The sequence below is a fragment of the Rhodococcus sp. Z6_132 genome (assembly GCF_058133635.1).
On the sequence record NZ_JBYUNP010000001.1, the window covers coordinates 856,737 to 872,908 of the forward strand.

Consider the following 16,172-nt stretch of genomic DNA (forward strand, 5'->3'; position numbering starts at 1 on the left):
GCACCGCGGCCGCTGACCCTATTGATTGACAGATATGTCGGCAACCCTGCTGGTCACCGGGCCGCTGACCTCGACCTGCGCGCACGTTCGGCATTGTCCCAATGAGCATTGTCACGTTAAGGTGGTGACTCAGGCCACAGCAGCCGCCTCACCGGGAGCGACCATGAGCACCTCGACCACCTCCGCCGCCAGATCCGCGGCCAGCACCAGGAGCCGAGCCTGGCCGGTCACCGACCGCGGGCAGACCGCCACCCGGCTGCTCGCCTCCTCGGCCAAGAAGTCCTACGACCCTGCCGTGGACGTGGACTGGGCCGCTGAGGTGCCGGACGACCTCTACGGCCTGAGCCCGGAGTGGTCGTCGCTGTACGGGACGTCGCTGTGGGACCGGATGACCCACCAGCAACGGGTCACGCTCACCAAGCACGAGGTCGCCAGCATCAGCGGGGCCGGAATCTGGTTCGAGATGATCCTCATGCAGATGCTGGTGCGGGACATGTACGGCCGCGACGCCACCGAGCCGCACTTCCAGTTCGCCCTCACCGAGATCGCCGACGAGTGCCGCCACTCGGTGATGTTCGCCCGCGGTGCTGCCGCCTTCGGCTGCCCCTCCTACCGACCCCAGCGCCTGGTCCTCGAGCTGGGACGCGGCTTCGCCGCCACCGCCACCGGTGCCGTCGCCTACGGCGGCACGCTGTTCGTCGAGGAGCTGCTGGACGTGATGCAGCGCGACTTCATGAAGGACGAGCGGGTGCAGCCGATCAGCCGCACCATCAGCAAGATCCACGTGCTGGAGGAGGCCCGCCACATCCGCTTCGCCCGGGAGGAGATCGTCCGCCGCGTGCAGGACATCACCCCCCTGCAGCGGGCCCGGGTGCGTGTCGTGCTGGCCGCCACCGCCCTCACCGTGGTGGAGAGCCTGGTGCACCCGGACGTCTACGCGGCTGCGGGGCTGGACGTGCGGGAGGCGCGCCGGGCCGTGCGGAACAACCAGCACTACCACGCCCAGCTGCGGCACGGCGCGTCCCGGACGCTGTCCTTCCTGGACGACGTGGGGCTGGTCGGCGGCCCCTCACGGGTGCTGCTGCAGCGCGCCCACCTGGTCTAGGCGGGCATCTCGGCCAGCGCGCGCCGCAGCAGCTTCCCGGTGGGGTTGCGGGGCAGCTCGTCAAGGAACACCACGTCGCGGGGCACCTTGTAGCGAGCCAGGTTGCTCTTCACGTGGGCGCGCACCTGGTCCTCGTCCAGGCTGCTGTCCTCTGCCCGGACCACGAACGCCCGCAACCGCTGACCGAACTCCACGTCGCCCACCGCCACCACGGCGGCATCGACCACGCCGGGCAGCTGGACCAGCAGGTTCTCGATCTCCAGGGGGAAGACGTTCTCCCCGCCGGAGACGATCATGTCGTCGTCGCGGCCGTCCACGAACAGCCGGCCCTCCTCGTCGAAGTGCCCGACGTCGCCGCTGGAGAGCAGGCCGTCGATCAGCTCCTTGTGCCCGCCACCGGTGTAGCCGCCGAAGGCGAGCCCGCTGCCGGCGAAGATCCGGCCCTGGGTGTGCGGGGCAGTCACCTCGTGACCCTCCGCGTCGAACAGCTTGACCGTGCAGCCGTGCGGCGGCCTGCCCACGGTGCCCGGCGCTGCCCGCCAGTCCGCCGGCGTGGCCACGGTCGCCACGGCCACCTCGGTGGAGCCGTAGAGGTTGTGGATCACCTCGCCGAACTCCGCCGTGGCGCGCTCGCCCAGCGCCGGCGACAGCGCGGAGCCGGCGGTGAAGATGATGCGCAGGCAGGAGGTGTCGTGACGGGCCAGCACCTCCGGGCCGAGGTCGAGGATGCGCTGCAGCATGGTGGGCACCAGGACCAGCGCGGTGCAGCGGTGCCGGGCCACGGCGGCCAGGGTGGCCTCGGCATCAAAGCGCCGGCGCACGACGGTGGTGGAGCCCAGCCCCATCATGATGAGGAACTGCGACAGGCCGGTCCCGTGGAAGATCGGGGCGGCCAGAAAGGTGGCCTCGCCGCGGCGCAGCGGGATGCGCTCGAGGAAGTGCGCCGACGCCAGCGGGGAGCGCACCTGCCGGGGAGCGCCCTTCGGGGTGCCGGTGGTGCCGCTGGTCAGCAGCACCAGCCCACCGACCTGCGCGGGGCGCGGCACCGGTCCGCTGTCGGTGGAGCTGATCAGCTCCTCCACCGTGGACAGCTCGGAGTGCGCCTCGTCGGTCCAGGCCAGGAAGCGCAGCACCGACTCCGGCAGCTCCGCCAGCAACCCGGCGAACTCCTGGTCGCACACGATCGCGGTGACCCCCTCGCGCTGGGCCACGTCCACCAGCTGCGGGGCGCTGAAGCCGGTGTTCATCAGCAGCAGGCGCGCACCAATCTTGGCCGTCGCGATCATCGCCTCCACCAGCCCTGCGTGGTCGCGGCAGAGCACGGCGACCACCGATCCCGCGGTGATCCCCTGGGTGCCCCACGCGCGGGCGAGGGCGTTGGTGCGCAGGTCCAGCTCGCGGTAGGTCAGCGAGCGTCGCTCGTCCACCAGCGCCACCGCATCGGGCACCCGTGCGGCCGCCGCGACGGCGGCGCCGGCCACCGGCCCCAACCGCCGGAAGGCCACCATCGAGGCCAAGGTGTGGTCGGGCCGCGTCAGGTTCACCAGCCCGGCCCGTTGCATCACGGCGATGTTGTGCACCGGGTCGGTGACCTTGCTGAGCTCGTGCAGGACGCGCTGGGGCAGGGTGGGCATGGCTCCCTCAAGTGTGGCGTGGGTTACTCCGCCACGAACCTACCCGGAAAACAGTCCTAGCGGACGGTTAGTTTTCCGCGGCCCATGAGATCCCTGACCTTGTTGCTGCACAGCGGCTTTGGCAGCCAGTCGCGGCCTGCCGCGGGTGCGAGATCAGCGGCCCTGTGGTTCGACCACGTAGACCTTGAGGTCGTCGGGGACGCCCTTGACCCTGGCGAACCGGAAGGTCTTCTTGGGCCGGCTGCTGATCGCCTCTGCGTCCAGGCCGGCCAGCGTGGGCTCCGACACCAGGATCTCTCCGGCCGAGGCCTTCTCCACCAGCCGGGCCGCGACGTTGACGTCCACCCCCAGGTAGTCGCCCCCGATGGCCCGGGGACAACCGGTGTGCACCCCGGCACGCAGCCGCAGCGTGAACCCGTCGGTGGCGACCTCGGCCAGCTGCTCGCGGGCCGCGACCGCCGCGTCGAAGGCGAGCTGGGCGGACGGGAACACCGCCATGACGCCGTCGCCCAGCCGCTTGACCACTTGTCCACGGCGCTGCAGCATCGGCGGCTCGATGGCCGCGGAGACCGCGCGCAGCACGCGCAGCGCCTCGTCGTCGCCGGCGCGCAGCGCCCACGAGGAGAAGCCCACCAGGTCGGTGAACAGCAGCGTCACCTCGCTGCTGCCCTGGCCCTTGCCGAAGCGCTCCGCCAGCGACTGGTACAGCTGCAGCACGCCCAGGCCGGCCTCGCGGGAGGCGCGGGGACTCTCGTCGAAGAGCCGGTCAGCCACCCGCACCACGGTGGAGATGCCGCTGGTGCCGGCCACCGACAACGGGTCGCCGAGGCCAGGATCACCCGGCATGGAGTGCCGCAGGCGCCGGAGCACCTCCACGGCGCGGGGGTGGCGGTCGAGCTCCCGCACGTGCCCCACCACCCGGGTCGCGGCACTGCGGGCGCGGCCGGGTGAACGTTGCACACTCGGAACCTAGCCGATGAGGTGCCCGACGACGAGCGCCGCAGCGTTCGCGCTCGCCGAGCGGCGCGCCGGCGGTCGATATAGTCGTCCAGGTGACCGAGCACCGCATTGACGAGCTGGCCCGCCTGGGTGGCACGACAGTGCGCAACGTGCGGGTGTACCAGGACCGCGGACTGCTCCCGCCACCGCGCAAGCAGGGGCGCACCGGCTGGTACTCCGACTCCCACCTGGCTCGGTTGCGGCTGATCGGCCGGCTGCTGGACCGCGGCTACACCTTCGCCACCATCAACGAGCTGCTCACGGCTGTGGCCCAGGGGTGGCGGGTGGAGGACCTGCTGGACATCGAGCAGGAGCTGGCCGAGCCCTGGACCGACGAGCGGCCGCGACGGATGTCCGCCCTGGAGCTGCGGCGGATGTTCGGCAAGGAGGCGTCCCGCGCGGTGCTGCAGCGGGGCTGCGAGATCGGCCTGCTCACCCGGCAGGGCACTGGCTACCTGGTCAACAGCCCGCGGCTGCTCGCCGCCGGCCGGGACCTGGTCACCGCCGGCATCCCCATCGACGCGGTGCTGGACCTGGCCGAGGCGCTGCAGCACGACATGGCGCGCGTGGCGGAGCGCTTCGTCGACCTGCTGGCTGGGCACGTGCTGCCCGACGACGGGCGGCCACTGGCCTCCAGCACCGAGCAGCTCAACGAGATCGCGGCCCTCATCCACCAGCTGCGCCCGCACGCCGCGCAGGCCGTGGACGCCACCTTCGGCCGTGCGATGAAGGAGGCCACCGCCGCCGCGTTCGACGCGGCCGCCTCCCGGCTCACCGAGGGCCCCGCCGCCGAGGAGCAGCGGGACGAGCGCGAGACCCCCAGCAGCGACTGAGCCCTGGGTCAGTCGGTCGAGCGCTCCGCCGCCCCGCCCAGCTGGTCGTTCATCACCTGCAGCTGGTCCACCATGCCGGCCATCCGCTCGCCGTTGAGCTGCCGCAGCTCCACCAGCACGGCCTCGAGCAGCTCGTTGGTGTGGTTCAGCGCGCCCTTCATCTCGTCGATCCCACTCTTGAGGTGGCCAAGCCCGCCCACGTCACCCAGCATCTGCGTCTCCTCCTGCTTGTCGGTGGGTCTCGAGCCGCGCGATCGAGCCGCCCGAGGTCCTCGGGCCACCCGAGGCACCCAACACCCAGTGTGACCATGCACGATGTCACCATCGTCCGCGCCACGCCGGGGATGGGTGCGGGCTCCGCACCCCCGCCCGGCGACGCGGAGCCGGTCGAGACGAGGAGAGCCCGTGTTGCGCAAGACGATGGTGATTGCCGGTGCCGCGCTGGCCGCCGGCGCCGGCCTGTGGCGGACCCAGGCCCACGCCGACGCCGAGGCGGTGCGGTCCGACCCGCAGGCCCCGCTGCTCGACGACCTCGACGTGCCCGGGGAGCAGCGCTGGGTCACCTCCACCGACGGCACCCGGCTCAACGTCGAGCTGCACGGACCGGAGGGCGCACCGGTGGTGGTCTTCGCCCACGGCTGGACCTGCTCCACCCGGTACTGGATCCCCCAGGTGCGAGCGCTCGCCGACACCTACCGGGTGGTCACCTACGACCAGCGCGGGCACGGTGCCAGCGGGAGCAGCCGTGGCCGGTTCACCCCCGAGCTGCTGGCCGCCGACCTCGAGGCCGTGCTCGAGAACGTGCTGGCGCCGGAGGAGCAGGCGGTGCTGGTGGGGCACAGCATGGGCGCGATGAGCATCGTGGCGTGGGCCGGGCAGCAGCCCGACCAGGTCTCCCGCCGCGTCCGGCGGGTGCTGCTGGCCAGCACCGCGCTGGACTCGCTGCTCACCGAGACCGCCGTGGTGCGCCTGCCCAGCCGCTTCCCCCGCCTCGCCGAGGCGATCGGCCGCGGCGCGGTGGGCATCCCCACGCCCTTCGGCCCGCCGTCGCCGCTGGCCTACCGCGCGGTCAAGTACGTCGCGCTCTCGCCCAGCGCCAGCCCGGCCCAGGTGGCCTTCTGCGAGGAGATCGTGCTCAGCAGCCGCACCCGCGACCGCGCCAAGTGGGGCTCAGCGCTGGCCCGCCTGGACCTGCGCGAGTCGCTCACCCACCTCACCGTGCCCACCACCGTGCTGGTGGGCACCGCCGACCGGCTCACCCCGCCCAGCCACGCCAAGCGGCTGGCCGAGGCACTCAAGCGCGACGGCCACCTCGACCTGCTGGTGCAGCTGCCCGGCGTGGGGCACATGTCCAGCGTGGAGAACGTGGACGCCTTCAACGCCGAGGTGCGCCGGCTGCTGGAGGCCGAGCCCGCCGGCTGACAGAACCGGCACCGAGGTGCCGCGGGGTCAGTCCACGCAGGGGATCCCGGAGCTGTCCGCCGGCAGCGCCTGGGGTCCGCTCGGGGTGACTGCCGGCGCCGCACCGGCTGGCGCCTCACCAGCCGGCGCCGACGGGGGCGCCAGCCGGGTCCTGGCGTCCTGCGCCAGTGCGGTGGGGACGCGGAAGCCCTTGCCCAGCACCACCTTCACCCGGCCGATCGGCAGTGCCGGGTCGGGGGTGGCCGCCTGGGCACCCAGCAGCCCGGACACCACGTCGGCAGTGTCGCGCGCTCCCTCGCCGAAGGTCACCGCGGTGGCCTCGGCGGCGGTCACCTCCTGGGTGCCGGCCAGCATCCCGGCGGCCACCAGTGCCCTGGACACCGTGCTGGCCGCCCCCGAGCCGGCGGCGCTGTGCACGTCCACCGTGTACGGGCCGGCGAAGGCAGGCACTGGCGGATCCGGGTCCTGCATCCCGAAGGCGATGCGCACCTGCTTGCGCACGGCGGCGGAGTCCACGATGTTCACCGCCTGCCCGTCCACGGTGTCGAAGCGCTCCACTGGCAGGGTGGCGAACTCGACGTTGCCCCCGGTGAGGTTGGTGGCCTGCTGGACGAACGTGGGGATGTCCCACCCGGCGGAGAGCACCACGTCCTGCTTGACCACCTCGATCAGGCTCTGCAGCTGGGAGAAGTTGGTGAAGGTCCCGGCCCTGCTCAGCTTGTGGGTGACCGAGGCCAGGAAGGCCTGCTGGCGGCGGGTGCGGTCCAGGTCGCCGTTGGCCAGCCCGTGGCGCTGCCGCACGAAGGCCAGCGCCTGGGCACCGTTGAGCGTCTGGCGCCCGGCCACGAAGTCCGCCCCGGAGTAGTAGAGGTCGCGCACCGGGTTGTTCAGGCACACCTCCACCCCGTTGAGGGCGGTGGCCATGTCGTAGAACCCAGCCAGGTTCACCTCGGCGAAGTGGTCGATGGTGACACCCAGGAAGTCCTGCACGGTCTGCACGGTGGACCGCCTGCCTGCCTCGCGCCCGGCGCTCTCCAGGGTGCGCCGGTCGGAGACGCCGGTGCGGGCCAGCTCGTCCTCGGCAGCGACCTTGGCGCGGCCGTAGGCCTCCTTGATCTTGACGTGGTCGCGCCCGGGGATCCCGCGCACCGGCACGTAGTCGTCGCGCGGGATGGAGAACGCCGCGACCGTGCTCCCGTCCCGGGGGATGTGCATGACGATGAGCGTGTTGGTGTTGTAGCCGCCCTCGGTGCCGTCGCCGGCGTGCAGCTGCTCGAGCACCTCCGCAGGCAGCTGCTCGCCGTTCTGGTCCTTGCGGGAGTCCAGCCCGATCAGCAGCACGTTCACCGCTCCGTCGGTGGACGGCGCCACGCCCTCGCCGCTGACCCCGCCAGCCAGCGCGTCCGAGGTGGTCATGCCCTGCGTGACGTCGCGCAGCACGTACCAGCCCACCCCGGTGCAGGCCACCACCGCCAGCGAGCAGAGCAGGGCCACCGACTGCAGCAGCAGCGACGCGGCCCGGCTGCGGCGGGCGGCCCGGAGGCGGTGACGGCCGCTCTGCTGCGGGGCCGGGCGATCGTCCAATGGCATGCCTTCCGCACAGGGAGTAGTCCTGAGTATCTCGTGGTTCACCTGTGATTACCGTGAGTCCGGCCACTGCGCGTCCTCGCGTCCTGGTGTGCGGACACGCCCCTGTGACGCACGCACCGTGGCGTGTCGCTTTTGCCCCGGCTAGATCCGCTCTGCCCGCCCCGCATAATGAGTAGCGATGACTACTGCTCCGCTTCCCGACGCCCCCCTGCAGCCGCCCGTGGGGCCCCTCGCTGCTGCGCCCAGCGCACCGCGCCTGCCCCTGCGCACGGCGCTCGCGGTGCGCGCAGGCCGGGCCACCGCCTGGCTGTCCCGCCGCACCGGCCGCGGCGCCGGGCGCATCATCGGCGGGCGCGTCACCCTCGCCCTGGAGCCGGACGCGCTGCGCAAGCTCACGGCCGGGCGCCAGGTCGTGCTGGTCACCGGCACCAACGGCAAGACCACCACCACGGCCATGACCGCCTCGGTGCTGCGCCAGCTGGCCGACGTCGCCACCAACGACGACGGCGCGAACATGCCCGACGGGCTGGTGGCCGCACTGTGCGCGGCCCCGCGCGCGCCGTTCGCGGTGCTGGAGGTGGACGAGCCCTACGTGCCCGCCGTCATCGACGCCACCGACCCCGCCGTGCTGGTGCTGCTGAACTTCAGCCGGGACCAGCTCGACCGGGTGGGCGAGGTCAGCCACCTCGACGCCAGGCTGAGAGAGGCACTGGGCCGCCACCCCGCTTGCACCGTGGTGGCCAACGCCGACGACCCGGTGGTGGTGTCCTCCGCCGGCAGCGCCAACCCGGCGGAGTGGGTCAGCGGCGACGCGCTGTGGCTGCACGACTCCACCACCTGCCCGCGCTGCGCCCGGGTGCTCGTGCGCGACGGCCGGCACTGGGCCTGCGAGTGCGGGCTGCGCCGCCCCGAGGCCGGCTGGACGGTGACCGACACCGAGCTGCTGCGCGGGGGCGCCGTCCTGCCGCTGTCGGTGTCGCTGCCGGGCCGGTTCAACCGGTTCAACGCGGTCACCGCCATCGCCGCGGCCAACACCCTGGGCGCCGACCTGGACGCCGCCGTCGCGCTGATGGGGCAGATGGGCGCGGTCAGCGGCCGCTACAGCACCGTCACCCTGCAGGGCCGTGAGCTGCGGTTCCTGCTGTCCAAGAACCCGGCGGGCGCCACCGAGACGCTGCACATGCTCAGCGCCACCGACACCCCCGTGGTGGTCGCCATCAACGGCCGCGAGGCCGACGGCCGGGACCTCTCGTGGCTGTGGGACGTGCCGTTCGAGGAGCTCACCGGCCGCACCGTGATCGCCACCGGCGAGCGGTGCCAGGACCTGTCCGTGCGGCTGAGCTACGCCGGTGTGCAGCACGAGACCGTGCCGGTGCCGCGGCAGGCCTTGCTGCACGCACCAGAGGGGACCGTGGACGTGTTCGCGAACTACACCGCCTTCCGAGAGCTGATCGCGGAGGTGACTCCCAGTGCCTGACTCCGAGATCACCATCGCGATGCTCTACCCGAGCCTGCTGAGCACCTACGGTGACCGCGGCAACGCCCAGGTGCTGCTGCGCCGGCTGGAGTGGCGCGGCATCAGCGCCCGGGTGCTCGACGTCGACCTCGACGCCGACATCCCGGAGAGTGCCGACATCTACCTGCTCGGCGGGGGCGAGGACGGCCCCGGCCGCACCGCCGCCGCCCTGCTGGCCCAGCAGCCGGCGTTCAGCCGCGCGGTGCAGGCGGGTCGCCCGGTGCTCGCGGTGTGCGCGGGCATGCAGCTGATGGGCCACCACGTCGGCGAGCTGGAGGGCGGCTACCGCGGCCTCGGCCTGCTGGACGTCACCACCACCATCACCGCGCCCACCCGCACCATCGGCGAGATCGCGGTGCGCCCGGACGGCGACTGGTCCACCGAGCTGATCTCCGGCTTCGAGAACCACCGCGGCTCCACCGCCATCGGGCCCGACGCACGCCCGCTGGGCCGTGTGGTGCACGGCGTGGGCAACGGTGCCGGCGAGCCCGTGGAGGGCGCCTGCGCCGGCCACATCATCGCCACCTACCTGCACGGGCCGGTGCTGGCCCGCAACCCACACCTGGCCGACCGGCTGCTGGAGTGGGCGGTGGGCGCCCCGCTGGAGCCGCTGCCGATGCCGAACATCGACGAGCTCCGGCGGGAGCGCCTCGCCCGCGTCCGCTAGCTAGGCGGTCACCCTCGCCGCGACGCCGGCGTCCACCGGCACCACGATGCCGGTGAGGTGGGCACTGGCCTCCGCGGTGAGGAACAGCACCACCCGGCTGACCTCCTCGGACTCGATCGCGGGGACCGGCTGCACGTGCAACGACGCGAACACCGGCGCGACGTCGTCCCAGGTCGGGTTCTCCAGGTCACCGCGCATGAGGTGGTACATGGTGTCGTTGTGGATCATCGGGGTGGAGATGTTGCCCGGGGCCACCGCGTTCACGGTGATGCCGTTGTAGGCCAGGTCCTGAGCGGCCGACTTGGTGATGCCGATGACGCCCCACTTGGATGCGGAGTAGCCGATCATCCCGGGTCCGCCCTGGCGGCCGAGCATGGACGAGACCGTGACGATCCGGCCGTAGCCGCGCTCGATCATTCCCGGCGCCACCGCGGTGATGGTGTTGAAGACGCCGGTGAGGTTGGAGCCGATCACCTCGTCCCACTGCTCGCTGGTGAGGGTCTGTACCCCGCCCATCACCGAGACGCCGGCGTTGGCCACGGCGATGTCGATCTTGCCCAGCTCGGACTCCGCCCGGGCCACCAGCGCCTCCAGCGCGGGCCGGTCGGCGGTGTCCAGCTTCTGCGAGATGCACCGGCGACCCAGGTCGGTCACCATCTTCTCGGTCTCGGCGAGCTCGGCCTCGGTGGCCAAGGGGTAGCGGACGGCAGGGCTGTCCTCGCAGCGGTCACAGATGACCAGGTCGGCACCGCGCTCGGCGTAGGCCAGGGCGTGGGCCCGGCCCTGCCCGCGGGCGGCTCCGGTCACGAGCGCCACGCGACCCTGAAAATCGTCCATTACGAGCTCCTCTGGTGATGACGTGTCGGCCACGTCGTCGTGACCGACAGCACTCATTGCACAGAGGTGCACCGACAGCGTCAAGCATCGCGCCCACCGCGGTGCCGACGAGGGCTACCCATCCCGGTCACGCCCCGGTAGCGTATGCATACATGCGCATGAATGCATCACCTTGCCAGTCCGGTCTCGCGGCGGGGACCGTGGCGAGCCATGGGTGAGACGCACGCAGAGCCCCGTCGCGGGGGCCGCAAGCACGAGGGGCGCAGTCACCAGGGGCACAGCCACGGCGTGGCGGCCAACGCCGACCGCCGGTACCTGGCCATCGCGCTGGTGCTGCTGCTGGGCTTCATGGCCGTCGAGGTCGTGGTGGCGCTGGTGTCCGGCTCGCTGGCCCTGCTCGCCGACGCCGGCCACATGCTCACCGACGCCGGCGCGATCGCGGCGTCCATCTGGGCGCTGAACCTGGCCGCCAGGCCCGCCCGTGGGGTGTGGACGTTCGGCTTCAAGCGCGCCGAGATCCTCTCCGCGGCCGTCAACGGCATCACCTTGCTGGTGGTGGGGCTGCTGGTGGCCGTGGAGTCGGTGGACCGGCTGATCCACCCACCGGAGGTGGAGGGCGGCCTGGTGCTGGTGGTGGCGATCGTCGGCGTCGTGGTGAACCTGGCCGCCACCTGGGTGCTCGGCCGCGCCAACCGCACCAGCCTCAACGTGGAGGGCGCGTTCCAGCACGTGCTGACCGACCTCTACGCGTTCCTCGCCACCGCGGTGGCCGCCGCGGTCATCATGGCCACCGGCTTCACCCGCGCCGACGCCATCGCCTCGCTGGTGGTGGTGGCCCTGATGCTGCGGGCGGCCTACAGCCTGCTGCGAGCCTCGGGGCGCATCCTGCTGGAGGCGGCACCAGAGCAGGTGGACCTGCCCGCGCTGCGCAGCCACCTGCTGGAGATCGAGCACGTCACCGACGTGCACGACCTGCACGCCTGGAGCGTCACCTCCGACCTGCCCGCGCTGAGCGCGCACGTGGTGGTGGCCGACGGCTGCTTCGACAGCGGACACTGCCCACAGATCCTGGACCAGCTGCAGGCCTGCCTGCGCGGGCACTTCGACGTGGAGCACTCCACCTTCCAGCTGGAGCCGGCCGGGCACGCCGACCACGAGGACGGCGCCCACCCCTGACGGCCTAGAGGTTGTTCAGGTCGACCTTGGCCACCTGGCGCGCCAGCGCCGGGGTGAGCCGCGACATGGCCAGGAACACCTTGGACTCCGCGGTGATGGTGGCGACGGGGGTGTTGCGGTAGGTCGCCTCCACGATGTGCCGCGCCGCCCGCTCCGGGGTGTAGTTGCGCCGGCCGTAGGACTGCACCGCGTGCTCGCGCCGCTTCTCCTGCGCGGCCGGGCTCAGTCCCACGTGCTCGGTGCTGCGGGAGATGTCGGTGTCGATGAAACCCGGGCAGATCGCCACCGCCCCGACCCCGTCCGGGCCCAGCTCGGCCCGCAGGCACTGGGTGAGCATGAGCACGGCGGCCTTGGTGGTGGCGTAGGCAGGGTAGGTGCGCGAGGGTGCGTAGGCCGCCGCCGACGCGATGTTCACGATGCGTCCGCCCTGCCCGCGCTGCACCATCTGCGCCCCGAACAGCCGGGACCCGTGAATGACGCCCCACAGGTTGATGTCCACGATGCGCTGCCAGTCGGCGTCGGTGGTGGCCAGGAACGGGCCGGCCATGCCGATGCCCGCGTTGTTCACCACCACGTCCGGCACACCGTGCTCGGTGCGCACCTGCTCGGCGAAGCTGGCGAAGGCCTCGCCGTCAGCCACGTCCAGGTGGTAGGCCGCCGCACTCACCCCGTGCCGACGGGCCTGGTCCACGGTCTCGGCGGCCGCGTCGTCGTCGAGGTCGGCCACCACCACGTCGGCGCCCTGGCGGGCGAAGGTCAGCGCCGTCTCCCGGCCCATGCCGCGGCCACCGCCGGTGACCACCACCAGCTGACCGGCGAAGCGCCGGCCCTCCAGCGCTGACGCGTGCGCCACCGCCAGGTCACGAGTCTGCGTGCCGTGCTCGACGTGCTCCACCAGCTCGCTGGTGCAGCGGGCGATGACGTCGGGGCGGCTGCTGACCACCCAGTGCCCGCCGGCGATCGTGCGGGTGCGCAGGTCGGACACCCACGGTGCGGGCGCCTCGGTCTGCATCGCGGCAGTGACGTAGCTGTCCCCGCTGGGGGCGAGCACCTGCACCGGCACGTCGGTGCGCTGCTCCGTGGGCCCGCCGATGCGCGAGCCCATGTTGGCGCGGTAGAGCTGCAGCCCGTTGATCTTGTCCGCGGTGGACCGGTGCGGGCGCACGTGCCGCCCGCCCGGGCTCTGGTGCCTGCGGATGTCGAGCTCCACCATCTGGTCGAGCACACCGGCGCGGCACGCCAGCTCCGGCAGCAGCGGCAGCTGGAAGAAGCCGATGTAGGTGGAGTGCAGCACCTGGCGCACCAGTGCCTTCAGTGCGCGCGGGCTGGGCCGCAGCTGGTCGCGCATCCAGGCGCCCACGTGGTCCAGGCTGGGCCCGGAGACGGAGGTGAAGGAGGCGATGCGCCCGGCCAGGCGCGTCCCGGTCACCGAGTGCCAGGTCTGGATGGAGCCCCAGTCGTGGGCCAGCAGGTGCACCGGTCGCTCCGGGGAGACGGCGTCCACCACGGCGGCCAGGTCGGCGGCCAGCTGCTCCATCCGGTAGGCGCTGCGGCCGCGGGGCTTGTCGGAGTCGCCGGCGCCGCGGACGTCGTAGGTGACCACCCGGTAGCGCTGGCGCAGCTCGGCGACCACCCCGTCCCACACCGAGCTGTTGTCCGGGTAGCCGTGCACGCAGACCACCGTGGGCACGTCCGGGTCGGTGCCCTGCCCCGCGGGGTCCCGCACCTCGTGCACGTGCACGGCCAGGCCGACGCCGTCGGTGGAGACCACCCGGCGAGTGCTGCGACCGGGCTTCGGTCGCTCTGCCGTGGTACCGCGGCCCGCCGTCGTCACGCTGCCGGCCCCGGCACTGCTCATGTCTCTGCTCGCATCCACCGTCGTGACCTTTCGGCAGGCCCTGCGAAGTGTCAACCGCAGCCAGTGGTGGGAATCAGTCCCGGTTGCTCCTACCGTCGGTGAGGGAGGCCCACCGACGCCGTCGCCCGGGAGCGGCGACGTCACCGAAGGGAGGCAGGCCATGGATGCCGCCGACGTGTTCGTGCTCGCCGACAACGCCCTCAACGACGTGGTGCAGCAGCTGCGGGAGGAGCACTGGACGCTCTCGTTCCCGCCGGCGCTCACCACGCGGCCGGCCGCGCCGCTGAGCCTGTGGCAGGTGATCGGGTACCACGCCTACGACGACGCCTGGGTGCCGGACATGCTGGCCGGGCGCACCATGAAGGACGTCGGCCCGGGCCGCTACGACGGGGACCTGCTCGGCGACTCCCCCCAGCGCGCCTTTGCGGCCCTGGTGGAGCGGGCCTGCGCGGCGGCGTGTGCGGTCGACGACTACGACCGGGTGGTGCACTGCAGCTTCGGCGACGTCTCCGCGCGCGAGTACTTCTGGCAGACCAGCTACTTCCGGGGCATCCGGGCGCACGACGTCGCCAGGGTCATCGACGTGGACAGCGTCCTGTCGCCCAGCCTGGTGCGGGCGCTGTGGGAGGCGCTCAGCCCCCGCGTCGCGCAGTGGCGCGCCGCCGGCGTGCTGGGGCCCGAGGTGCCGGTGCCGGCCGGTGCGCCGCTGCACGACCGGCTGCTGGGCATCACCGGACGCGAACCAGCCGGCGGCTGAGGCCGGCTCGCACGGCGTCCACCCGCTCGCGCACGGTGACCTCCCCCAGGCGGTGCACCGCCATCGCACCCAGCCCGGCCGCCACCAGGCAGGCAGTGGCGCCGAGCAGCAGCCCGGCCCGCCCGCCCAGCTCCTCGCTCACCCAGCCGGCGATGGGCCCGCCGATGGGGGTGGAGCCCAGGAACGCCACGGTCCACAGCGCCATCACCCGCCCGCGCATGTGCGGGGCGGCTTCCAGCTGCAGCGTGGAGTTGCCCTTCGACATCACCGCCACGCTGGCGGCGCCGACCAGGCCCAGGCACAGCAGCGCCGTCACCAGGTTGGGGGCCAGCGCCGTCAGCAGGATGGTCAGCCCAAACACCACGGTGCTGGTCACCAGCGTGCCCAGCCCGGTGCGCCCGCGGGCGGCCACGTACAGGCCGCCCACCACCGCACCCAGCCCCATCGCACCGGTCATGAACCCGTAGGCCTCCGGTCCGCCGTGGAACGTGGTGTCGGCCAGGATGGGCAGCACCACCTGGAACTCGTAGGCCAGGCAGCCCACCAGGGCCATCATCAGCAGCGGGATGGCCAGCGTCGGGGTGCGCCGCACGTAGGCGAAGCCCTCGCGCAGCTGACCCTTGCCCCGGGTCGCCGGCGGGGACGGCTGCAGCCGGGACACGTCCAGGGCGAGCAGCGAGAGCACCACCGCGATGAAGCTGACGGCGTTGATGAAGTAGCAAACCGCCAGCCCGCCGGTGGCGATGATGAGGCCGGCGGCCGCGGGCCCGATCGCCCGGGCGGAGTTCACCAGCACCGAGTTCAGGCTGATGGCGTTGCGCAGGTGCTCCGGGCCCACCATCTCCAGCACGAACGCCTGGCGCGCCGGGTTCTCGAAGGTGTTGTTCAGCCCGAGCAGGGCGGCCAGGACGTACACCTGCCACAGCTGCACCGTGTCGGTGTAGATGAGCAGGCCCAGGACCAGAGCCAGCACGCCCATCATCGACTGCAGGCCGATCATCAGCCGCCGCTTGTCCACCCGGTCGGCGATGACGCCGCCGTAGGGCCCCAGCAGCAGGATGGGCAGCGTCTGCAGCGCCACCACCGTGCCCAGGGCCGTGCCCGAGCCGGTGAGCTCCAGCACGAGCCACGACTGGGCGACGACCTGCATCCAGGTGCCGATGAGCGAGACGGCCTGGCCGAAGAAGTACCTGCGGTAGTTGGGGTTGGCCAGCGAGGAGAAGGTCTCCCGGCCGAGCGAGCGAGCGGCCCCGGTCATCGGGGCCCGCCCTCGACCACGCCCAGGAGGGTCTCCAGCGCTGCCGCCGAGGAGAGCAGCGTCTCGCGCTGGTCCTCGGGAAGCGCCTCCAGGCTCGCGGCCAGCAACCGGGTCCCCTCGGCCCGGATGCGCAGGAACAGCTCGCGGCCGGGCTCGGTCACCTCCACGGTGGCCGCGCGGCGGTCCTGCGGGTGCACCCGGCGCTCCACCAGCCCCTGCTCGTCCAGCTTGGCCACCACCCGGGAGAGCATCGTGGGGTTGACCCCCTCGATGTCGGCGAGCTCGCCGATGCCCAGCGGACCCCGGCGGACCACCGTGCCGAGGATGGACATCTGCGAGCGGCTGAGGTCACCACCCCGGGAGCTACGGTCCAGCCACCGGGAGGTGCGCCCCAGCGCCGAGCGCAGCCGCGCCACGTCCTCCGTGTTCACCGGTGTCATGCTCACCTCAGGTTCCCCTTACACTTACTTGCCAACAAGCATATGCCTCTCCCCTCGTGCCCGACCACCCAACCTGAGGA

Annotated in this window: 15 protein-coding genes; 7 read left to right on the top strand and 8 right to left on the bottom strand. The window is 72.5% G+C overall.

Annotation, left to right across the window (positions count from 1 at the left end; genetic code table 11):
• The first annotated feature begins 163 nt into the window (after positions 1 to 163).
• Positions 164 to 1,105, top strand: coding sequence for an AurF N-oxygenase family protein (locus AC3YO9_RS04030; RefSeq protein WP_489982218.1), 942 nt, complete (start codon positions 164 to 166; stop codon positions 1,103 to 1,105).
• On the opposite strand, the gene AC3YO9_RS04035 is transcribed toward AC3YO9_RS04030, so the two are convergent.
• Entirely contained in the window at positions 1,102 to 2,739 is a 1,638-nt protein-coding gene (locus AC3YO9_RS04035) for an acyl-CoA synthetase (protein ID WP_489982219.1), read from the bottom strand. The genes AC3YO9_RS04030 and AC3YO9_RS04035 overlap by 4 nt on opposite strands.
• 153 nt (positions 2,740 to 2,892) lie before the next feature.
• Positions 2,893 to 3,645: an adenylate/guanylate cyclase domain-containing protein gene (locus AC3YO9_RS04040; RefSeq protein WP_489982220.1), complete on the bottom strand. Its 753-nt coding sequence runs from the start codon at positions 3,643 to 3,645 to the stop codon at positions 2,893 to 2,895.
• Between the two features lie 146 nt (positions 3,646 to 3,791).
• On the opposite strand from AC3YO9_RS04040, the gene AC3YO9_RS04045 reads away from it, so the two are divergent.
• Positions 3,792 to 4,571, top strand: coding sequence for a MerR family transcriptional regulator (locus AC3YO9_RS04045; RefSeq protein ID WP_127784432.1), 780 nt, complete (start codon positions 3,792 to 3,794; stop codon positions 4,569 to 4,571).
• 8 nt (positions 4,572 to 4,579) lie between these two features.
• Here the strand turns inward: AC3YO9_RS04045 and AC3YO9_RS04050 are convergent, their stop codons facing one another.
• On the bottom strand, positions 4,580 to 4,783 hold the full coding sequence (locus AC3YO9_RS04050) for a hypothetical protein (protein ID WP_127784433.1): 204 nt from the start codon (positions 4,781 to 4,783) through the stop codon (positions 4,580 to 4,582).
• Between the two features lie 193 nt (positions 4,784 to 4,976).
• On the opposite strand from AC3YO9_RS04050, the gene AC3YO9_RS04055 reads away from it, so the two are divergent.
• Complete coding sequence (locus tag AC3YO9_RS04055; RefSeq protein ID WP_241249378.1) at positions 4,977 to 5,993, top strand: alpha/beta fold hydrolase; 1,017 nt, start codon at positions 4,977 to 4,979, stop codon at positions 5,991 to 5,993.
• A gap of 27 nt (positions 5,994 to 6,020) precedes the next feature.
• Here the strand turns inward: AC3YO9_RS04055 and AC3YO9_RS04060 are convergent, their stop codons facing one another.
• Positions 6,021 to 7,583, bottom strand: coding sequence for an LCP family protein (locus AC3YO9_RS04060; RefSeq protein ID WP_489982221.1), 1,563 nt, complete (start codon positions 7,581 to 7,583; stop codon positions 6,021 to 6,023).
• 178 nt (positions 7,584 to 7,761) lie between these two features.
• Between AC3YO9_RS04060 and AC3YO9_RS04065 the strand changes: the two genes are divergently transcribed.
• Positions 7,762 to 9,060, top strand: a complete 1,299-nt coding sequence (locus tag AC3YO9_RS04065; protein WP_206518055.1) for a MurT ligase domain-containing protein — start codon at positions 7,762 to 7,764, stop codon at positions 9,058 to 9,060.
• Complete coding sequence (locus AC3YO9_RS04070) at positions 9,053 to 9,766, top strand: type 1 glutamine amidotransferase (RefSeq protein WP_127784436.1); 714 nt, start codon at positions 9,053 to 9,055, stop codon at positions 9,764 to 9,766. Before AC3YO9_RS04065 ends, AC3YO9_RS04070 begins: the two co-directional genes overlap by 8 nt.
• On the opposite strand, the gene AC3YO9_RS04075 is transcribed toward AC3YO9_RS04070, so the two are convergent.
• On the bottom strand, positions 9,767 to 10,603 hold the full coding sequence (locus AC3YO9_RS04075) for a mycofactocin-coupled SDR family oxidoreductase (protein WP_489982222.1): 837 nt from the start codon (positions 10,601 to 10,603) through the stop codon (positions 9,767 to 9,769).
• 210 nt (positions 10,604 to 10,813) lie between these two features.
• Between AC3YO9_RS04075 and AC3YO9_RS04080 the strand changes: the two genes are divergently transcribed.
• The gene (locus AC3YO9_RS04080; RefSeq protein ID WP_489982223.1) at positions 10,814 to 11,779 is read left to right on the top strand and encodes a cation diffusion facilitator family transporter; all 966 of its coding nucleotides are present in this window, start codon (positions 10,814 to 10,816) and stop codon (positions 11,777 to 11,779) included.
• Between the two features lie 4 nt (positions 11,780 to 11,783).
• Here the strand turns inward: AC3YO9_RS04080 and AC3YO9_RS04085 are convergent, their stop codons facing one another.
• Positions 11,784 to 13,637, bottom strand: a complete 1,854-nt coding sequence (locus AC3YO9_RS04085) for an SDR family oxidoreductase (RefSeq protein ID WP_489982224.1) — start codon at positions 13,635 to 13,637, stop codon at positions 11,784 to 11,786.
• Positions 13,638 to 13,797: 160 nt separating this feature from the next.
• Between AC3YO9_RS04085 and AC3YO9_RS04090 the strand changes: the two genes are divergently transcribed.
• Positions 13,798 to 14,394 carry a DinB family protein gene (locus tag AC3YO9_RS04090; protein WP_127784440.1) on the top strand — a complete coding sequence of 199 codons (597 nt, stop codon included), beginning with the start codon at positions 13,798 to 13,800 and terminating at the stop codon, positions 14,392 to 14,394.
• Here AC3YO9_RS04090 and AC3YO9_RS04095 read toward each other — a convergent pair.
• On the bottom strand, positions 14,366 to 15,652 hold the full coding sequence (locus AC3YO9_RS04095; RefSeq protein ID WP_127784441.1) for an MFS transporter: 1,287 nt from the start codon (positions 15,650 to 15,652) through the stop codon (positions 14,366 to 14,368). The two genes, AC3YO9_RS04090 and AC3YO9_RS04095, sit on opposite strands and share 29 nt — an antisense overlap.
• Complete coding sequence (locus AC3YO9_RS04100) at positions 15,649 to 16,083, bottom strand: MarR family winged helix-turn-helix transcriptional regulator (RefSeq protein WP_489982225.1); 435 nt, start codon at positions 16,081 to 16,083, stop codon at positions 15,649 to 15,651. The genes AC3YO9_RS04095 and AC3YO9_RS04100 overlap by 4 nt, the downstream gene beginning before the upstream one ends.
• Positions 16,084 to 16,172: the final 89 nt, after the last annotated feature.